Consider the following 19,128-nt stretch of genomic DNA (forward strand, 5'->3'; position numbering starts at 1 on the left):
TCCGGCCGCATGGCGCCGGGCGGTCTGCGACACGTTAGCCGCAGTTGCGCATCACTCGTTCGGCGGCGGCGTCTTCGGCCTGAATTCGCACAGCGGCTCGATCACGCAGTGCCAGCATTCGGGCTTGCGGGCCTTGCACACGTAACGCCCGTGCAGGATCAGCCAGTGGTGCGCGTCCTGCAGGAATTCCTTCGGCGTGAACTTCTCGAGCGCGGCCTCGACGGCCCGCACGTCCTTGCCCGGCGCGAGCCCCGTGCGGTTCGCGACGCGGAAGATATGCGTGTCAACCGCGATCGTCGGCTGGCCGAACGCGGTGTTCAGCACGACGTTCGCGGTCTTGCGGCCGACGCCCGGCAGCCCTTCGAGCGCTTCTCGATCGGCCGGCACCTCGCCGTCGTAGCGGTCGAGCAGGATCCGGCATGTCGCGACCACGTTCTTCGCCTTGGTCCGGTACAGGCCGATCGTCTTGATGTACTCGGTGACGCCTTCTTCCCCGAGTGCGACGATTTGTCGCGGGGTGTTTGCGACCGGAAACATCTTCCGCATCGCCTTGTTGACCGATACGTCGGTCGCCTGCGCGGACAGCATCACGGCGATCAGCAACTCGAACGGCGTCGAGTATTCGAGCTCGGTGGTCGGATGCGGATTGAGGCTCTGCAGCGTTTCGTAGATCGCGCGTCGTTTGCTGGCGTTCATGGAGCGTTCTGGTCGGGCGGTGCGGACGGGCCGCCGGGGCCGTCGTTGCCTGCGTCGTTCTCTTCGTCGTTGCCGCTCGCGGCCGCCGCTTTGGCGTCGCGTTGGGCCTGCTGTTCGGCGAGCCGTTGGCGGCGCGCCTCGGCCGCGTCGATCTGCGCCTGGACGGCTGCGCTCACGCCTTCGGTGTTCTTCGGCCCGGCGCCTTGCCCGGACAGCTCTTCCTTCTTCTTGCGCGCGCGTTCGAGCGCGGCGGCGATGATCGCGCGCTTCTTCGCTTCGGCGTCGTCTGCGGCCGGTGCGGCGGCCGGCGTGGCGGAGGGCGTTTCCGCTGGTGCCGCAGCCGGCTTCGCGGCACTGGCCGCGCGGCGTGCGGCCGCGCGCGCTTCGGCGGCCTCGCGTTCGCGGCGCTGGCGCGCAAGCCGCAGGTCATGGTGCGCGCGGGCGGCGTCGGCCTGTTCCTGCGACCACGCGTCCCAGCCGGTGCGATCGCCGGTCACCGGCAGCATCGCGATGCAGTCGACCGGGCAGGGGGGCACGCACAGGTCGCAGCCGGTGCACAGCGACTCGATGATCGTGTGCATCTGCTTCGGCGCGCCGATGATCGCATCGACCGGGCACGCCTGCATGCATAGCGTGCAGCCGATACACAGGCTTTCGTCGATGAAGGCGACCGCGCGCGGATGCTCGCTGCCGTTGACGGGGTTCAGCGGAATCACGGGTTTGCCGAGCAGGCTCGACAGGCGCGCAATGCCCTCGGCGCCGCCGGGCGGGCACTGGTTGTAGTTCGCGTCGCCGGCGGCGATTGCCTCGGCGTACGGGCGGCAGCCGTTATAGCCGCACTTCGTGCATTGCGTCTGGGGAAGCAGATCTTCGATGCGATCCGCGAGTGTTTTGGAGTCGGTCACGGTGACAACGGGCGTAGCGGCGCCGAATGGCTCGCGGCCACGTCGGGCGCGGCCGGAAAGGTTTGCCAAAGCTCGATTATCGCCGATTTCCCGCATTGCGCTGGACGCCGTCTGTGCGCATAATCGAACCGCTTTTTTGCAGGGGCTCAGCAGGAGGGCGGCCGCCTACGGCGCGCCCGTTCCAGGGCGGCCGGCGCCGAGGCGGTGGGGGTGCCGGTCCGGATCACGCGGCTCACATAGCAAAACGCCACATGAATCAGCCAAAAATCAAAAGAGATCCTGAAGGTACGCGCCGCCGCATCCTGATGGCGGCAGCCGAAGAGTTCGCGAGTGGAGGGCTGTTCGGCGCACGCGTCGACCAGATCGCGCGCCGGGCCGAAACCAACGAGCGCATGCTCTATTACTACTTCGGCAGCAAGGAGCAACTGTTCACGGCCGTGCTCGAACACGCGTTCTCCGCGCTGACCGAGGCCGAGCGCGAGCTCGATCTCGACGGCGTCGCGCCGGTCGAAGCCGTCACGCGGCTCGCGCATTTCGTTTGGGACTACTACCGCGACCATCCGGAGCTGCTCAGGCTCATCAACAACGAGAACCTGCACGAAGCGCGCTACCTGCACAAGTCGACGCGGATCCGCGAGATGATGTCGCCGATTGTCGCGAAGCTCGGCAACGTGCTGATGCGTGGCCAGAAGGCCGGGCTGTTCCGTACCGATGTCGATCCGCTGCGCTTCTACGTGACGCTGTCGGGGCTCGGCTACTACATCGTGTCGAACCGCTTCACGCTCGCCGCGACGCTCGGCCGTGACTTCACCGACACCGACGAGCGCGCCGAGATGGTCCGGATGAATACCGAGGTGCTGCTCGCGTATCTGTTGCGGCGCTGATGGGCTGACCGGGCCGTAGCGGCCGCCGGATGTAAAAACGCCGCCGTGCGCAGGCAACGGCGGCGTTTTCTCGTCGGAACGCGGTGCGTCAGGCGGCCTTGCGCGTGCGCACGGTCTTGGCGCGCGGGCTGCCGGCGGCGGCGCGTTTCGCGGCCGGTGCGGCCTTGGCGGGAACCGGTGCGGCGGCCTTGGCCGGCGCCTTCGCGCGCGTGCGCTTCGCCGCGGTGGCGCGCGTCGTTTCGGCTGGCGCGTCGCCGGCCGGCACGGCCGAGAGCGTCGTGGCCGCCGGTGCCTCCGGGACATCCTTCGTCGCGCCGTGCTTCGGCTCCGGCGCATGCTCGCGGATGAAGTCGCGCAGTTGCGGATAGATGATCGTGCGCCAGCGGCGGCCCGAGAAAATCCCGTAGTGGCCGCACTTCTCGGCGGTCAGGCTGCGGCGATCATCCTGCGGGATGCCCGTGCACAGTTCGTGCGCGACGTGCGTCTGGCCGCTGCCGGAGATGTCGTCGAGCTCGCCCTCGATCGTCATCAGCGCGGTGCGCTTGATGTCCTGCGGACGCACGCGCTCGCCTTCGACATCCCACGTGCCTTCGGCCAGCCGGAATTCCTGGAACACGACGCGGATCGTCTCGAGGTAATACTCGGCGGCCATGTCGAGCACCGCGTTGTATTCGTCGTAGAAGCGGCGGTGCGCTTCGGCGTCGTCCTCGTCGCCGCGCAGCAGGCTCTGGTAGAAATCCCAGTGCGATTGCGCGTGCCGCTCCGGGTTCATCGCGACGAAGCCCGTGTGCTGCAGGAAGCCCGGATACACTTGGCGGCCTTCGCCCGGATAGTTCGCCGGCACAGTGTGGATCACGTTGTTCTCGAACCACGCGGTCGAGTGCTGCGTCGCGAGCGAGTTCACCGACGTCGGGCTGCGGCGCGCGTCGATCGGGCCGCCCATCATCGTCATCGTGAGCGGCGTGTCCTCGCCGCGGCTCGCCATCAGCGAGATCGCCGCGAGCACCGGCACCGTCGGCTGGCATACCGAGATTACGTGCAGGTTGCGCGCGCCGATATGGCGGATGAATTCCTGGATGTACGCGATGTAGTCGTGCAGGTGGAACGGGCCGGTCTCGACCGGCACCATCCGCGCGTCGATCCAGTCGGTGATGTACACCTTGTGATCCTGCAGCAGCGTGCGCACGGTGTCGCGCAGCAGCGTCGAGTGGTGGCCCGACAGCGGCGCGCAGACCAGCACGACCGGCTCGTCCTTCAACTGCGTGACGGCATCGGCGTCGTCCGAATAGCGCTTGAAGCGCAGCAGCCGGCAGAACGGCTTCTCGACGATCGTCTGCTCGACGATCGGGATGTTGTGGCCGTCCTTGACGATCTGATGAATGTTGAATTCGGGCTTCTCGTAATCCTTGCCGAGCCGGTACATCAGTTCGTACGCGGCGGCCATCCGCGTCGCGCCGGGCATCAGCGAGAACGGGCTGGACGGATTGGCGAACGACTTGGACGCGGCCTGAGCCCAGGCCGTCAGCGGGCTCAGCATGGCGCGCTGGAATTCGTGCAGTTGGTAAAGCATGCAGACTACTCCCGCGTGGGGGACGGTGCGCAAGGGCGGCGTGGGGCGTCGCGGCGTGCCGTGTGGGTCAGCGGCCGGCCATGTTGCACTGCGGCCGGACAATCGCGTCGATCATATCGGACAACGATGGGTGGTGCAATGCAACATTTCCCCGATTTTTCATCAAAGTTTTGCGATTTGACGTTCTCTGACCAAGCCGCCCGCGCCCCCGTTCAGCGCCCCGTGGCGACGGCCGGCGCGGGCTGGCCGGCTGCGCGTGCCATTGCATCTTCGTGGTGCATCAGGTTCATCGCGGTATGCACGAGCGCCACGTGGGAGAACGCCTGCGGGAAGTTGCCGACGAGCCGCCCGGCCACCGGGTCGTACTCCTCCGCGAGCAGTCCGAGGTCGTTCGACAGCGCGAGCAGCCTGCTGAACAGGCGGTGCGCATCGTCGATCCGGCCGAGCAGCGCATAGTTGTCGACCAGCCAGAAGCTGCAAGCGAGAAACGTGCCTTCGCCGGGCGGCAGGCCGTCGTCATAGTCGGTCGTGCGGTAGCGCATCACGAGTCCGTCGTGCAGCAATTCGCGCTCGATCGCTTCGACCGTGCCGACGATGCGCGAATCTTCCGGCGGCAGGAAGCCGAGCAGCGGCATCAGCAGCACGCTCGCGTCGAGCTCGTCGCTGCCGTAGCTCTGCGCGAACGCCTGCTTGCCTTCGTGCCACGCGTTGTTGCATACGTCGGCGTGGATCTGCTCGCGCAGCGCGCGCCAGCGATCGAGCGAGCCGGGCAGCCGGAACATCTCCGCCGACTTGATCGCGCGGTCGAACGCGACCCACGCCATCACCTTCGAGAACGTGAAATGGAGGCGGCCGCCGCGCGTTTCCCAGATGCCTTCGTCGGGTTCCTGCCAGATCTTCTCGAGATGGTCGAGCAGCGCGCACTGCACCGACCAGACCGTGTCGTCGGCCTGCAGGCCGCCCACCCGCGCGAGGTGCAGCGCCGCCATCACCTCGCCGAACACGTCGAGCTGGAGCTGGTTCGCGGCGCCGTTGCCGACCCGCACCGGCTTCGAGTCCTGATAGCCGGGCAGCCAGTCGAGTTCCATTTCCGGCAGCCGGCGTTCGCCGGCGATCCCGTACATGATCTGGATCTGCTCGGGCGAGCCGGCCATCACGCGGCCGAGCCACGTGCGCCACGCGCGCGCCTCGTCGTAGTAGCCGCCGCGCATCAGCGCGAGCAGCGTGATCGTCGCGTCGCGCAGCCAGCAGTAGCGGTAGTCCCAGTTGCGGTTGCCGCCGATCTTCTCGGGCAGCGACGTGGTCGGCGCGGCGACGATGCCGCCGGTCGGCTCGTACGCGAGCGCCTTCAGCGTGATCAGCGAGCGGCGCACGGCGGCCGCATAGCGGCCCTGCACCTGGCAGCGGCCCGACCATTCGAGCCAGTAGTTCTCGGTGCGCGCGAGCATCGACAGCGGGTCGCGCGCGGGCGGCAGCCGCAGGTGCGACGCCGCATAGCTGAGCGAGAACGGCACGCGCTCGTCGGCGCTCACCGTGAATTCCGCGAGCGTATGGAGGTTTTCGCCGGTGAGCGGCACCGGGGTGCGCAGCACGACGGTGTCGGGGCCCGCGATCGCCTTCATGCCGTCCTCGCGGGTCAGCTGCGTGACCCACGGGATCGAGAAGCCGTAGTCGAAGCGCAACACGAGCTCCATGCGCATCTTCATCGTGCCGTGGCGGCCGACCACGATCCGCACCAGTTCGGACCAGCCGTTGCCGGGCGGCATGAAGTCGATCACGGTGACGGCGCCGTCGGCGCTTTCGTAGTCGGTTTCGAGAATCAGCGTGTCGCCGCGATAGCGGCGCGTCGTGTGCGTGATCGCTGCGTCGGCGGCCGGCGCGAGCAGCCAGCGGCCGTGCTCGGGCGTGCCGAGAAGCGCCGCGAAGCAGGCGCCCGAATCGAAGCGGGGCCAGCACAGCCAGTCGACGGAGCCGTCTTTGGCGATCAGCGCGGCCGTGTGGCCGTCGCCGACGAGGGCGTAGTCTTCGATCAGGGCGGGCATGGGCAGGCGATCCTTGGGTATTCGAGTTCACAATGCGGACGGCGGTGGCCAGGGCTTCACGCCTTGGCACCGCGCCCCGTATACTCGGCCGGGCGGCGGAGCGCATGAACGGCCGGCGTTTCGTCCTATCTCAACACTTGAAGCGACTCGATGCAAGGAGGATTCAATGCCCAACCGTTTACGCGAGCGTGACGCACGCGCTTCGACACGAGGGTTCCCGCTTAGGCTCGCTCACTGGATGAAAGGTTTCGCGATCGTGCTCTCCTTGTCCGCGACCCACGCATTTGCGCAGCAATCACCCGCCCCGGCCGACGGCGTCTACAACCTGCTCGTCGGCACCTACACGGGCGGCGGCAGCGACGGGATCTATGTGTACCGCTTCGATACGAAATCCGGCAGCGTGGCGCCGGTGTCGTCGGCGAAGACCGTGAATCCGTCCTACCTGTTGCCGAGCCGCGACGGTCGCACCGTCTACGCGGTCAACGAACTGCCCGGCGACGACGGGCCGGCGACGCAGCGCGGCGGCGTCAGCGCATTCCGCTTCGACGCGAAGACGGGCGCGCTGAGCTTCATCGACCGCGTGTCGTCGGAAGGGAACGATCCTTGCTATCTCGCGCTGTCGCCGGACGGCAAGTACCTCGTGACCGCCAACTACTCGGTCGCGAAGGATCCGGGCGGCAGCTTCGCGGTGTTTCCGCTGCGCGACGACGGCGCGGTCGGCCAGTCCGTGTTGACCGTGCACCATGAAGGCACCGGTCCCGTGAAGGGCCGCCAGGACGGCGCGCACGTGCATTCGACGGTGTTTTCGCCGGATGGCCGTTACCTGTTCGTGCAGGATCTCGGCGCGGACAAGATCTACGGCTACCGCTACACGGTGGACGGCAGCCGCGGGCTGATCAGCCCGACCGACACCCGCTACACGCCGGTGAAGGCAGGCTCGGGCCCGCGTCACATGGTGTTCGGCGCCGACGGCCGGTACGCGTACGTGACGAGCGAGCTCAACGCGTCGGTCGAGGTGTTCGGCTACCACGACGGCAAGCTGACGCCGGTCGAGACCGTGTCGATGACGGCGCCGGGCTTCAAGGGCAAGGTCGGCGGCGGCGCGATCCATCTGTCGCCGGACGGCCGCTTCCTGTACGTGAGCAACCGCGGCGACGCGAACGACCTCGTGATCTACGCGGTGAACCAGGCCGACGGCCGGTTGAAGCAGGTCGGCCGCCAGTCGAGCCTCGGCAAGACGCCGCGCGAGTTCCTGATCGATCCGACCGGCAAGTGGCTGATCGTCGGCAACCAGGACAGCGATACGTTCTACGTGTTCAGCCGCAATGTCGAAACGGGGCAGCTCGGCCCGAATCCGCAGAAGGTGGCGGTCGGCAAGCCGGTCGACTTCAAGCTGGTGCCGGTGCAGTAAATGAAAAAGGGCGCTGCCGATGCAGCGCCCTTCGTTTTTCAGGGGCCGCCGGTTTACCGGTGCGCCCCTGTCGGTTGCCGGCGGCCAGCCGCCGCGCTCAGTCGGCCGCGGCCGGCACGAGCACCTCGCGGCTGCCGTTGATGCCCATCGGCGACACGAGCCCGGCTGCTTCCATCTGCTCGACGAGGCGTGCGGCGCGGTTGTAGCCGATGCGCAACTGCCGCTGCACCGACGAGATCGACGCGCGCCGCGTGCGCACGACGAACGCGACGGCTTCGTCGTACAGCGGATCGGCTTCCGCGTCCGGCGCTTCGCCGAACAGGTCCTGCGTTGCGCCGTCGGCGGCCGGGCCGTCGAGGATCCCTTCCTCGTACTGCGGCTCGCCGAACTGCTTCAGGTACTCGACGACCCGGTGCACTTCCTCGTCGGCGACGAACGCGCCGTGCACGCGCTGCGGATAACCGGTGCCCGGCGGCAGGAACAGCATGTCGCCCATCCCGAGCAGCGATTCCGCGCCCATCTGGTCGAGAATCGTGCGCGAGTCGATCTTCGACGACACCTGGAACGCGACGCGCGTCGGGATGTTCGCCTTGATCAGGCCGGTGATCACGTCGACCGACGGACGCTGCGTCGCGAGGATCAGGTGGATGCCGGCCGCGCGGGCCTTCTGCGCGAGGCGCGCGATCAGCTCTTCGATCTTCTTGCCGGCGACCATCATCAGGTCGGCCAGCTCGTCGATCACGACGACGATCAGCGGCAGCGTCGACAGCGGCTCGGGATCCTCGGGCGTCAGCGAGAACGGGTTGCCGATCTTCTTTTCCTTCGCTTCGGCGTCGCGGATCTTCTGGTTGAAGCCCGCGAGGTTGCGCACGCCGACGGCCGACATCAGCCGGTAGCGCTTCTCCATCTCGCCGACGCACCAGTTCAGCGCATTCGCCGCGAGCTTCATGTCGGTGACGACCGGTGCGAGCAGGTGCGGGATGCCTTCGTAGACCGACAGCTCCAGCATCTTCGGGTCGATCATGATCAGCCGCACGTCCTCGGGTGTCGCCTTGTACAGCAGCGACAGGATCATCGCGTTGATCGCGACCGACTTGCCCGAGCCCGTCGTGCCCGCGACCAGCATGTGCGGCGCCTTCGCGAGATCGGTGACGACCGGGTGGCCGGTGATGTCCTTGCCCATCGCGATCGTCAGCTGCGAGGCCGAGTGCTGGTACTGGCGCGATTCGAGGATTTCCGACAGGCGGATCATCTGGCGCTTCGCGTTCGGCAGTTCGAGGCCCATGCAGGTCTTGCCGGGAATCGTCTCGACGACACGGATCGACGTGAGGCCGAGGCCGCGCGACAGGTCCTTCATCAGCCCGACGATCTGGCTGCCGCGCACGCCGAGCGCGGGTTCGATCTCGAAGCGCGTGATCACGGGGCCGGCCGACGCGCCGACCACCGTCACCGGCACCTTGAATTCCTGCAGGCGCTGTTCGATCACCTGCGCCGTCTGCGCGAGGTGTTCTTCGGTGATCGTTTCGATGTCGCCGGATGCGGGTTCGAGCAGGTCGAGCGTCGGCAGTTCGACGTTGAACGACGCGGGCGCGTGGAATTCGAACGCGTTCGGGCGCGGCTGGCGAGCGGGGGTGTCGGGGGGCGGCGGCGATGCGGCTTCGATCGGCGCGGCCGGTTCGGTCGCCGCGGCGGTGGCTGCTTCGGCCGGCGGGGCAACGGGGATTGCCGGTGAGGACAGATTCGCGCCGGGGAGTGTCGCGGCGGGTTGCGGCGGTGCCACGGTCGATGCGGCTGCCGGTGTTGCGGCGACATTCGACACGGACCAGCTGGCCGGCGACGAGGCCGGGGCGGGTTGGGGGGCGAACGTCGTGGCTCCGATTGCTATGGGGGCGGAAGCGATCGACGGAGCCTGTGTCGCGGCGGTTGCGCCGAACGACATCAGCGAGCCGGCCGGCGTGACGGGCGAGCCGGCGATCGGTTGCGCCGGAGTGGCCGCGGCCGTGGCGATCGGTGCGACTGCGCCGGAGGGGCTAAATGTGCCGAATGTCGTACCCGTCGACGAGGTTGCCGGGCTGACCGGAGGTGTCGGGGCGGGGGCGGAAGACGGCGCAGTGATCGAGCCGGACGCGACATTTACGGGCGTCGCGGTGCCGATTGCCGACGAGGCAACCGGTGCGGGCGCCGGTGCGTTCGAACCGGATGTCGAAGCCGACGGGCCGACCGTCGACGGCGTCACGGTGGGCGCAACGTTCGGTACGGGTGTCGATGCGCGGGAGAGCGAACCGTAAACCGTGCCCGTATCGCTGATCGGCGCAACAGATGCGGCGGTCGATGCCGAAGCGGCGGGCTGCGAAAGCGCAGCCGACGCAGCGCCGGTCACGTCGATGGGAGATGCCGGCGTGACAGATGCAACGGTCGGTGCCGAAGCAGCGGGATGCGAAAGCGAAGCCGACGCAGTGCTGGTCACGCCGATGGGGGATGCCGGCGTGCCAGATGCAACGGTCGATGCCGACGCGGCGGGCTGCGAAAGCGCAGCCGACGCAGCGCCGGTCATGCCATTCGGTGAAGCGGCAGCGGTGACCGGCGCAACGGGCGATGCTGGTGCTTGCGCGGTCGAACCGTGGGTGGTGCCAACGAGCGGCGACGCAGCCGTTGCCGAAGCCGTTTGCGCGGCGGCAAACGGTTGAGCGGCGACCGGAGATTTCGGCAATTCAGCGGCAACGGGCGGATTCGTCGTGGCAGGTTGTGCCGTCGACGGCGTCCACGTCCATGCCGCTGTCGGGGCGGCGCCCTGAGCGACTCCCGACGGCCGTGCCGCAGATTCCACCGTGTCCGGCTTGGCGGCTTCCGGTGCGGCCGGTGTCGGCGCTGCCGCAAACGGCCTGGCTTCGGTGCTTGCGCGCGACGGCGTTTCGGCGATCGGCGAAGAGGGGAGGGCCGCGAACGGTGCGATGTTCCCGGCGGGCTTCACGTCGGCGATGCCCTGCGGCACGCGGGCCGATGCCGTGCGATCGATTGCGGGAGCCGGTTGCGCCGTGTCCTCGTCGTCGGTATCGAACGATGCCGACGGGTCGCTTGCGGCGATGTCGTGAACCGCCTCGGTCGCGGGTTGTGCGGCGGGAGCATGAGCCGCTTCCGATCCCGTCGTGTCCGTCGATGATTCGGCGACCGGATTCCAGCCCGATGCGTCGAACGCGGAAGCCGGCTGGCTGGCGAGATCTTCCCACGGCGCGAGGTCGATGGGTGCGTCGAACGACGGCGCGGGCGTGATTCCCGATGCCGGCGCGGCGGGCGCATCGTCGGCGAATCGGATCGCATCGTCGGCGCGATCCGGGAACGCGGCATCGTCGATGCCGGTATCCGGCAGCGCGTGCGGTGCCGTAGCGTCGAACGTCACGGCGCCTGCATCGCTAACCGGTGCATGGGCAGCGGGCGCTGCCGGCATGAACGCGTCGAGCACGATCGGTGCGTTGTCGTCGTACGCCGGCGCCGCATCGTGTGCGAGCGGAACAGGGGCGTCATGCGCCGCGAGGCCGTGGGTCGCGGACGCGATCCCGGTCGGCACGGCCGCCGCTGCGGGCGCTGCCATGCCGGCTGCTGCCGCAGCCACACCAGCCACGGTCGCGGCTGCCGCTGCCGCGTGCCCTGCGTCGGCCGACGGCGCACTGCCCAGCGTCGCCCACTGTGCGGTGCTGGCCTCGATCGAGCGCAGCGTGTCGTGCACGCTCGGCGCCGGCGTGATCGCCGCGGCGGGTTTTTCCGTCCAGGCATAGAGCGGCGCGCGCGCCGGCGTTGGCGGCGCCGGGCGACGTCGTGCCGCATCCGACGGCAGGCCGGCCGAACCGGCTCCTGCGGCGGGGCGCACCGGCGGGCGCTGCGGCTGCGCGGCGGCCGGCCGCGGCGTGACCGTGGTACGCGGCGGGGTCTGCTTCAACGCGGCAGTGGTCGGTCGCGCGGCAGTCGGCCGCGGGCGGACGGGTTCGAATCCGACCGGAAGCGGGGCTGGGTCGGGGCGCGGGACTTGCGAGTTCGCCGCTGCGCGCGCGAGGCTGGCGGTGCTGCCGGTCGTGGGCGGCGGCATCGCGCTGGCCGGGGGGATCGGCGCGGGCGTCGTCGGCGTGCGTTGGGGCGCGGTCGGCTTCAGCCAGCCTGACGGCGCAACGGGTTCCACATGAGGGCGCGGGGGCGGGGTGCTGCGCGGCTTCGGCCGCGCCTGCGGGTCGGGTTTCCACAGCGTCGGACGCGAATACCGGCCGTTCTGGCGCGGCGCCATCGAGTTGACGGTATGTGCGGTACTCGGCTGGACGACGTCGTCGTCGCGATGCAGCGCGCTGCGCGGCAGGTCGGCGATGCTGCGCGCATCGTCGTCGCTGCCGTCGCGCGACAGCTTGACGCCGAACGACGTGTCGACCCACGCGGCGAACTGCCGCCAGCCGATGCCGGTCAGCCAGGGTAGCCCGGCGAAGAACAGCACGACCATCGCGACCGGCGTGCCGATCGGGCCGAGCACGTGGGCGAAGCCTGCCGAGAATGCGTGGCCGAGCGCGTCCGTGTCGGGGCCCGACAGCGGGCTCGTCAGCGTGCAACTCGCCACGAATACCGCGGCGAAGCCGAGCCACAGGCGGATCGAGCCGCGGCCGGCGAGCCCGCCGCCGCCGGGCAGCATCGCCTGCACGAGACGCCAGAAGAGAAGGAGGAACCAGACGGCGGAGATGCCGAACCAGCCGAAGACAACCGTGTGCATGCTTTGAAACAGGAGTGGGGAGGGGCGCGCGGGGCGCGACCCGCCGAGTTTAACCGGCCGGCGGACAAGACTCTAACGCGGCGTGCATCCGATTCACGCCGCGCGACGCGGGTGCGCGGCACCCGCGCGTGGCGCGCCCGCGAAGGCGGTCGGTCGGCCTTCGCGCGCGCCGTGCATCAGGGGCTCCGGTGCGTGAAGGTCAGCGTTGCGCCGGAAGCGGTCACGATCTGTAATTGCTGCGGCTCGCGCATCTGCACGCCGGCCTTGTCGATGTGGGCGAGTGCGTCGAGGTAAGCGGCTTCGAGCTGGCCGCCGAGCGTATTCGGGCAGGCCATCCGCGTGCCGGCGAGCGGCCCGAAGCTCAACAGGCCGTTCTTGATCGCGTAGGTACCCATGTAGCGGTTGCAGCCCGAGAACCCGCTGGCGCGCCGGATGCCCGAGTCGCTCGACAGCGCGAGCTTGATCGGCTCGCCGTTGTCGCCGTGCGGGATCGCGCGCTGCGTGCCGTCGGCATTCAGCCAGCTGGTGAGCTCCCAGCTCGTGTCGTCGAGCAGCTGGACGGCGGCCGGGTTGTACGGGTCGGGTGCGGGTGCGGCGGAATCGGGGTGGGTCGGCATCGCGCAGGCGGCGAGAAGCGTGGCAAGCGTCAACGCGCTGAGCGGCGCGCGCAACGGGCGAAGCAGGCCGGTGCGTGCGCGTGCGGCCGCGGACAGGTGGGACATGAGCCTCGTTCCTCATCGGATTCTGATCAAGGCGTAAGAGTAACGCACCCGCCCCGCGGCAGGCGAGCCGACACTTCGCGCGTGAAAACGTTCGCAGTCCGCTCGCGAGCGGCCCGCGGCCGGTTGCCGGCCCGGCGAAACGCACCAAACCGGTGTCGTGGCGCGTGTTAACATCGGAGCCGTTTTCGTCCTCCACCAGAAGCGGGTAATCACATGCAGATCGGTCAGCGGCTCGGTACGCCGCTCTCACCCTCGGCCACGCGCGTCATGCTGCTCGGCGCCGGCGAACTCGGCAAGGAAGTCATCATCGCGTTGCAGCGGCTCGGCGTCGAAGTCGTCGCGGTCGACCGCTATCCGGATGCACCGGGCCATCAGGTCGCGCATCGCGCGCACGTGATCGACATGACGGACGCCGCCGCGCTGCGGGCGATCGTCGAGGCCGAACGCCCGCACCTGATCGTGCCCGAGATCGAGGCGATCGCCACCGACGCACTCGCGGCGATCGAGGCGGCCGGTCTCGCCGAAGTGATCCCGACCGCGCGCGCGACGCAGCTCACGATGAACCGCGAAGGGATTCGCCGGCTTGCGGCCGAGGAGCTCGGCCTGCCGACGTCGCCGTATGCGTTCGCGGATTCGTTCGACGCGTTCAGCGCGGCGATCGCGAAGATCGGCATGCCGTGCGTCGTGAAGCCCGTGATGTCGTCGTCGGGCAAGGGGCAGTCGGTCGTGAAGACGGAAGCCGACGTGAAGCCGGCGTGGGACTACGCGATGGCGGGCGGCCGCGTGAATCACGGCCGCGTGATCGTCGAAGGCTTTGTCGACTTCGACTACGAGATCACGCAGCTCACCGTGCGCGCGATCGATCCGGCGACGAACGCCACGCGCACCTACTTCTGCGAGCCGGTCGGCCACGTGCAGGTCGCGGGCGACTACGTCGAGTCGTGGCAGCCGCAGCCGATGAGCGCGGTGGCGCTCGAGAAGTCGCGCGAGATCGCGCACAAGGTCACCGAGGCGCTCGGCGGGCGCGGGATGTTCGGCGTCGAGCTGTTCGTGCGCGGCGACGACGTATGGTTCTCCGAGGTGAGCCCGCGGCCGCACGATACGGGCCTCGTCACGCTCGCATCGCAGCGCCAGTCGGAATTCGAGTTGCACGCGCGCGCGATTCTCGGGCTGCCGGTCGATCCGGCACTCGGCACGCCGGCGGCATCGGCCGTGATCTACGGCGGGCTCGACGAGCGCGGCATCGCGTTCGAAGGCGTGCGCGACGCGCTGGCGGTGCCGGGCGCCGACCTGCGCCTGTTCGGCAAACCGGAAAGTTTTGCGAAGCGGCGCATGGGCGTCGCGCTGGCGACCGGCGCGACCGTCGACGAAGCCCGCGAACGCGCGAAGCGTGCTGCGGCGGCCGTCCGGCCCGTGTCGGCGCGCTGACGTAACCAGGAGAGGACGATGACGTCGAAGTGGTTGCGTATCGGAAAGCTGGCCGCCGCGCTGGCGCTTGCCGCGAGTCTCGCGGGTTGCGGCCTTGCGGCCGCACCGTGCCGGGTGGCCTCGGCCGGGCTCAAGATCGTGCCGCTCGTCGGCCACGTCGCGGCCGCGCCGACCGACGCGTGTGCCGACGTCATCGATCCCTGATCGCGATACCCGACGCGATCGCCAACCGATCGCCAACAATAATCGCGCGCCCCGCGAGGGCGCGTTTCCAACCGTCTCGTGAGAGGACCTGCATGATTCGCCAAACCCTCGCCGCGCTCGCGCTTGCCGGCACCGCCGTCTCCGTCGCGCATGCCGCACAGCTGACCGTCGAAGAGATCGACGCCGATTCGCGCCAGCAGGCCGTCTACCAATGTGCGAACCAGAAGCAGCCGGTGCGCGTGTCGTACTGGCTCGCGGGCAACGGCCAGAGCTTTGCGCTCGTGCCGGTCAACGGGAAGCAGATGCTGTTCGTCGACACCGTGTCGGCGTCGGGCGCGCGCTACCAGGCCGGCCGCTACACGTGGTGGACGAAGGGCAAGGAAGCGACGCTGCGCGACGAGATCGCCGACCAGAATTCGCCGCCGCTGCTGGGCGATTGCGTACAGGTCGAGAAGAAAAAGAAGAAGGGCTGAGCGCCTGGGCGAACGCGGATCGTGCGCTGCCGGTGCCTGTCGGCGGCCGGCTCCCGTGCGTGACGGCCCGGCAGGCGGGCTGGCAGCGGGCGGCCGGGCAAGACGATCCGGGATCGGACCCTTTAAATTGCCCACCGGCCGATCGGGACAGCCCGATCGGGCCATCCGTCGACCACGAGGGCCTGCCCGGGCCCATTGCGCGAACCGCCATTGCGGCCGTTCGCGGCGTTGTCACGGACAGATGGCCGCGCAGTGCTACAATACGCCCCTTTCCGCCGGCATTCGCGCCGAACGGAGTCCGCACGGCCTGGCGTCCAGCGTTCGTATTGAACCGGTCCCATGCGCCAGAGCGGCGCCGCGCGGCGCGCCGCGGCTCCGTCTATTTCCGAATTGTGATGAGCGCAGGCCCGGCTGGCCTGACGCACGATGTCCCCGCCGCGCCTTTTGAGCGAAACGCCACCATGTCCGATTCTGTCGCCAAGCCCGTCGACGCAACCTTCGATCAATTCGGCCTTGCCGCCGATATCCTGAAAGCCATTGCGGAGCAGGGCTATACGACGCCGACGCCGATCCAGGCGCAGGCCATTCCGGTCGTGCTCGCCGGCCGCGACGTCATGGGCGCCGCGCAAACGGGTACCGGCAAGACCGCGAGCTTCTCGCTGCCGATCATCCAGCGGCTGCTGCCGCAGGCCAATACGAGCGCGTCACCGGCGCGCCACCCGGTGCGTGCGCTGATCCTCACGCCGACCCGCGAACTCGCCGACCAGGTCGCCGCGAACGTGCACGCGTATGCGAAGCACACGCCGCTGCGCAGCGCGGTCGTGTTCGGCGGCGTCGACATGAACCCGCAGATGGCCGAACTGCGCCGCGGCGTCGAGATCCTGATCGCGACGCCAGGCCGCCTGCTCGACCACGTGCAGCAGAAGACGGCGAACCTCGGCCAGGTGCAGATCCTGGTGCTCGACGAAGCCGACCGGATGCTCGACATGGGCTTTCTGCCCGACCTGCAGCGCATCCTGAACCTGCTGCCGAAGGAGCGCCAGACGCTGCTGTTCTCGGCCACCTTCTCGGGCGAAATCAAGAAGCTCGCGTCGACCTACCTGCGCAACCCGCAGACGATCGAGGTCGCGCGCAGCAACTCGACGAACGCGAACGTCACGCAGATCGTCTACGACGTCGCCGAAGGCGACAAGCAGGCAGCTGTCGTGCAGTTGCTGCGCGATCGCGGGCTCAAGCAGGTGATCGTGTTCTGCAACAGCAAGATCGGCGCGAGCCGGCTTGCGCGCAATCTCGAGCGCGACGGCGTGGTCGCGTCGGCGATCCACGGCGACAAGACGCAGATCGAGCGGATGCAGGCGCTCGACGCGTTCAAGCGCGGCGAGATCGAAGCGCTGGTCGCGACCGACGTGGCCGCGCGCGGTCTCGACATCGCCGAGCTGCCGGCCGTGATCAACTTCGACCTGCCGTTCAGCGCGGAAGACTACGTGCACCGGATCGGCCGTACCGGCCGTGCGGGTGCGACGGGCGACGCGCTGTCGCTGTGCAGCCCGAACGAGCGCAAGCAGCTCGCCGATATCGAGAAGCTGATCAAGCGTCCGCTCGAAATGCAGACGCTCGCGCTCGACAAGCCGGCGCGCCACCGTCACGACGAGCGCGGCAACGACCGCGGCGGCGATCGCAACAGCGAGCGCGGTGGCGAACGAGGCGGTGAACGCGGCGGCCGTCGCGAACGCGAAGAGCATCGTGGCGCATCGGGTCGCCGGCCGGGCGGTTCCGAGCGCGGCCATCACCGTCGCCACGAAGCGCCGGTCGACGATTTCTTCCTGAAGCCGTACGAGCCGTCGGCGCCGGCGAAGCAGCAGGAAGACGCGCAGCCTGCGCAGCAGCCCGAGAAGAAGGGGCCGAAGCGTCAGGTCGCCGCGCTGCTCGGCGGGTTCGGGATGCCGCGCAAGCCGTCGGCGTAAGCCCGGCGGATGTGACGGTGCGGCGCGCGAGCGCTGCGGGAGAAGCGGGTGCATGCGATGAGCATGTGCCCGTTTTTCATTGGAGCCGCGGTTCGATGGGGGACGTGTGGGGCGCTGGCGGGGAGCGATGCAGTCGGCACCCGGCCGACGCCCGATCGCCGCGAAACCGGCGCGCTGCCGCGCGTTTAGCCGGCTTGCGGCCCGAAGCGCGTCGCCCACGCGGCCGTTGCCGCCGCGTAGAACGCGTCGAGCGTCGTGCCTGCGAGCGCGCCGCCGGGAGCGAGGCCCAGGTGCGCGGCTGCGGCTTGCAGCGCCGGCAGCGGATCGTCGCATTCGAGCGCGGTCGCGCCTGTCTGCTTGCTGAGCTTTTCGCCGTTCGCATCGACGACGACGGGCACATGCAGGTATCGCGGTGTCGGCACGCCGAGGCAGTGCTGCAGGTGGATCTGGCGCGCGGTCGAGTCGAGCAGGTCGGCGCCGCGCACGACGTGCGTGATGTGCGCATCGGCATCGTCGACAACGACCGCGAGCTGATAGGCCCATTGCCCGTCCGCGCGCTTCAGCACGAAATCGCCGACTTCGGTCGCGAGGTTCTGCGATTGCGTGTGCTGCCAGCGATCGTCGAACGTGACGACCGCATCGTCGCCGTCCGGCACGCGCAGCCGCCACGCGCGCGCGGGCTTGCCGTGCAGGCCAGTGCGGCAGGTGCCAGGGTAGGCGAGCGTCGTGTGGCGCTCGTGCGCGGCGCGCAGCGAATCGGCGATTTCCTTGCGCGTGCAGCCGCACGGATAAACGAGCCCGGCCGCGACGAGGCGTTCGAGTGCGACCGTATAGGCGGCATCGCGTGTGCTTTGCCAGACGGGCGGTTCGTCGGGCGTCATGCCGAAATGCGCGAGCGTCGCGAGGATGTCGTCGGCCGCGCCGGGTACCGTGCGCGGGCCGTCGAGATCCTCGATGCGCACGAGCCATGCGCCGCCGTGCGCGCGTGCGTCGAGCCAGCTCGCGAGCGCGCCGACCAGCGAGCCGAAGTGCAGCGGGCCGGTGGGCGACGGCGCGAAGCGGCCGCGATAGGCAGTCATCGGGGCGCGGGGCAACGCGCGCTTACGCGGCGCTCGCTGCCGGTGCGCAGGCCGGGCACGACTTGCCGGGCACGTAGCTCGGCGACTGTTGCGCTTCCGGCGTGACGACCGCGCGGCACGCGAAGCACGTGACGTTCTCGGTGGGCTGGAGTTGCGGGTTCAGCGCGGTGCGGTAGTCGAACACGAAGCAGTCGCCGTGATAGTGCGCGCCGCCGACTTCCTCGAAGTACTTCAGGATCCCGCCTTCGAGCTGGTACACGTTCTCGATGCCGATTTCCTTCATGTGGATCGCGGCTTTCTCGCAGCGGATGCCGCCCGTGCAGAACGACACGACCGTCTTGCCTTCGAGGTCGGCGCGGTTCGCGTCGATGACTTCCGGGAATTCGCTGAACTTGTCGATCCGGTAGTCGAGCGCATCGTCGAACGTGCCGACGTCGACTTCGAACGCGTTGCGCGTGTCGAGCATCACGACCGGGCGGCCCGTGTCGTCGTGGCCGCGATCGAGCCACGTCTTCAGCGTGCGCGCGTCGACGAACGGCGCGCGGCCGAGTTCCGGCTTGATCGCCGGCTTCTTCATCGTGATGATCTCGCGCTTCAGGCGCACGAGCATGCGGCGGAACGGCTGCGAGTCGGACAGGCTTTCCTTGAACTGCAGCGACGCGAACTTGCCTTCGAACAGCGGATCGTGGCGGAGATACGCGATGAACGCGTCTGCGGCTTCGCGCGTGCCGGCGATGAACAGGTTGATGCCTTCCGGTGCGAGCAGGATCGTGCCGCGCAGGCCGAGTTCGTTGCAGCGGGCGGTGACGAGCGGGCGCCATTGGTCGTTCGCGTCGAGCGACACGAAGTGGTAGGCGGCGAGGTTGACGATGGTCATGATGGTCCGACGGGAAAACGGCCGCACGGCGGCCCGCAAAAAAGGGTGCGAAGCCGGGGCGTTGATTCGAAAAACCGTATTATCCCGCAAACCGCGCTCAGGCCGGCATCCGGCCGTTTGGCCAGCTGC

The 19,128-nt window shown here is 69.0% G+C and carries 14 protein-coding genes; 6 read left to right on the forward strand and 8 right to left on the reverse strand.

Annotation, left to right across the window (positions count from 1 at the left end; genetic code table 11):
• Positions 1 to 51: 51 nt before the first annotated feature.
• Entirely contained in the window at positions 52 to 696 is a 645-nt protein-coding gene (nth, locus tag QZM67_RS27895) for an endonuclease III (RefSeq protein ID WP_011352789.1), read from the reverse strand.
• Positions 693 to 1,697 carry an electron transport complex subunit RsxB gene (gene rsxB / locus QZM67_RS27900; RefSeq protein ID WP_301808349.1) on the reverse strand — a complete coding sequence of 335 codons (1,005 nt, stop codon included), beginning with the start codon at positions 1,695 to 1,697 and terminating at the stop codon, positions 693 to 695. Before rsxB ends, nth begins: the two co-directional genes overlap by 4 nt.
• A 155-nt stretch (positions 1,698 to 1,852) precedes the next feature.
• Between rsxB and QZM67_RS27905 the strand changes: the two genes are divergently transcribed.
• Positions 1,853 to 2,485: a TetR family transcriptional regulator gene (locus tag QZM67_RS27905; protein ID WP_175022421.1), complete on the forward strand. Its 633-nt coding sequence runs from the start codon at positions 1,853 to 1,855 to the stop codon at positions 2,483 to 2,485.
• An 88-nt stretch (positions 2,486 to 2,573) separates the two neighbouring features.
• On the opposite strand, the gene QZM67_RS27910 is transcribed toward QZM67_RS27905, so the two are convergent.
• A complete protein-coding gene (locus QZM67_RS27910; RefSeq protein ID WP_043189018.1) occupies positions 2,574 to 4,055 on the reverse strand; it encodes a polyhydroxyalkanoate depolymerase in 1,482 nt (493 codons plus the stop codon).
• Positions 4,056 to 4,267: 212 nt separating this feature from the next.
• Positions 4,268 to 6,097 (reverse strand): glycoside hydrolase family 15 protein, encoded by a 1,830-nt coding sequence (locus tag QZM67_RS27915; protein WP_043189016.1) that lies wholly within the window; start codon positions 6,095 to 6,097, stop codon positions 4,268 to 4,270.
• Between the two features lie 166 nt (positions 6,098 to 6,263).
• On the opposite strand from QZM67_RS27915, the gene QZM67_RS27920 reads away from it, so the two are divergent.
• Positions 6,264 to 7,508 carry a lactonase family protein gene (locus tag QZM67_RS27920; protein ID WP_301808354.1) on the forward strand — a complete coding sequence of 415 codons (1,245 nt, stop codon included), beginning with the start codon at positions 6,264 to 6,266 and terminating at the stop codon, positions 7,506 to 7,508.
• Positions 7,509 to 7,605: 97 nt separating this feature from the next.
• On the opposite strand, the gene QZM67_RS27925 is transcribed toward QZM67_RS27920, so the two are convergent.
• Positions 7,606 to 12,252: a DNA translocase FtsK gene (locus QZM67_RS27925; RefSeq protein ID WP_301808357.1), complete on the reverse strand. Its 4,647-nt coding sequence runs from the start codon at positions 12,250 to 12,252 to the stop codon at positions 7,606 to 7,608.
• Between the two features lie 176 nt (positions 12,253 to 12,428).
• Positions 12,429 to 12,974: an META domain-containing protein gene (locus QZM67_RS27930; protein WP_301808360.1), complete on the reverse strand. Its 546-nt coding sequence runs from the start codon at positions 12,972 to 12,974 to the stop codon at positions 12,429 to 12,431.
• Positions 12,975 to 13,187: 213 nt separating this feature from the next.
• Here QZM67_RS27930 and purT point away from each other — a divergent pair, with 213 nt between their 5' ends.
• The 4 genes from purT (at position 13,188) to QZM67_RS27950 (ending at position 17,043) form a co-directional block, all read left to right on the forward strand.
• Positions 13,188 to 14,402, forward strand: coding sequence for a formate-dependent phosphoribosylglycinamide formyltransferase (gene purT, locus QZM67_RS27935; protein WP_301808362.1), 1,215 nt, complete (start codon positions 13,188 to 13,190; stop codon positions 14,400 to 14,402).
• Positions 14,403 to 14,420: 18 nt separating this feature from the next.
• The gene (locus QZM67_RS27940; protein WP_175023674.1) at positions 14,421 to 14,606 is read left to right on the forward strand and encodes a DUF6726 family protein; all 186 of its coding nucleotides are present in this window, start codon (positions 14,421 to 14,423) and stop codon (positions 14,604 to 14,606) included.
• Positions 14,607 to 14,698: 92 nt separating this feature from the next.
• Complete coding sequence (locus tag QZM67_RS27945) at positions 14,699 to 15,079, forward strand: MliC family protein (RefSeq protein ID WP_043189002.1); 381 nt, start codon at positions 14,699 to 14,701, stop codon at positions 15,077 to 15,079.
• Between the two features lie 395 nt (positions 15,080 to 15,474).
• The gene (locus QZM67_RS27950) at positions 15,475 to 17,043 is read left to right on the forward strand and encodes a DEAD/DEAH box helicase (protein ID WP_301808368.1); all 1,569 of its coding nucleotides are present in this window, start codon (positions 15,475 to 15,477) and stop codon (positions 17,041 to 17,043) included.
• A gap of 185 nt (positions 17,044 to 17,228) precedes the next feature.
• Here the strand turns inward: QZM67_RS27950 and gluQRS are convergent, their stop codons facing one another.
• Together gluQRS and QZM67_RS27960 are read right to left on the reverse strand one after the other, a co-directional pair.
• Complete coding sequence (gene gluQRS, locus QZM67_RS27955; RefSeq protein ID WP_301808370.1) at positions 17,229 to 18,122, reverse strand: tRNA glutamyl-Q(34) synthetase GluQRS; 894 nt, start codon at positions 18,120 to 18,122, stop codon at positions 17,229 to 17,231.
• Between the two features lie 22 nt (positions 18,123 to 18,144).
• On the reverse strand, positions 18,145 to 18,999 hold the full coding sequence (locus tag QZM67_RS27960) for a sulfurtransferase (RefSeq protein ID WP_301808373.1): 855 nt from the start codon (positions 18,997 to 18,999) through the stop codon (positions 18,145 to 18,147).
• Positions 19,000 to 19,128 lie beyond the last annotated feature (129 nt).

The sequence above is a fragment of the Burkholderia sp. AU45251 genome (genome assembly GCF_030482905.1).
Lineage (GTDB): Bacteria > Pseudomonadota > Gammaproteobacteria > Burkholderiales > Burkholderiaceae > Burkholderia > Burkholderia aenigmatica.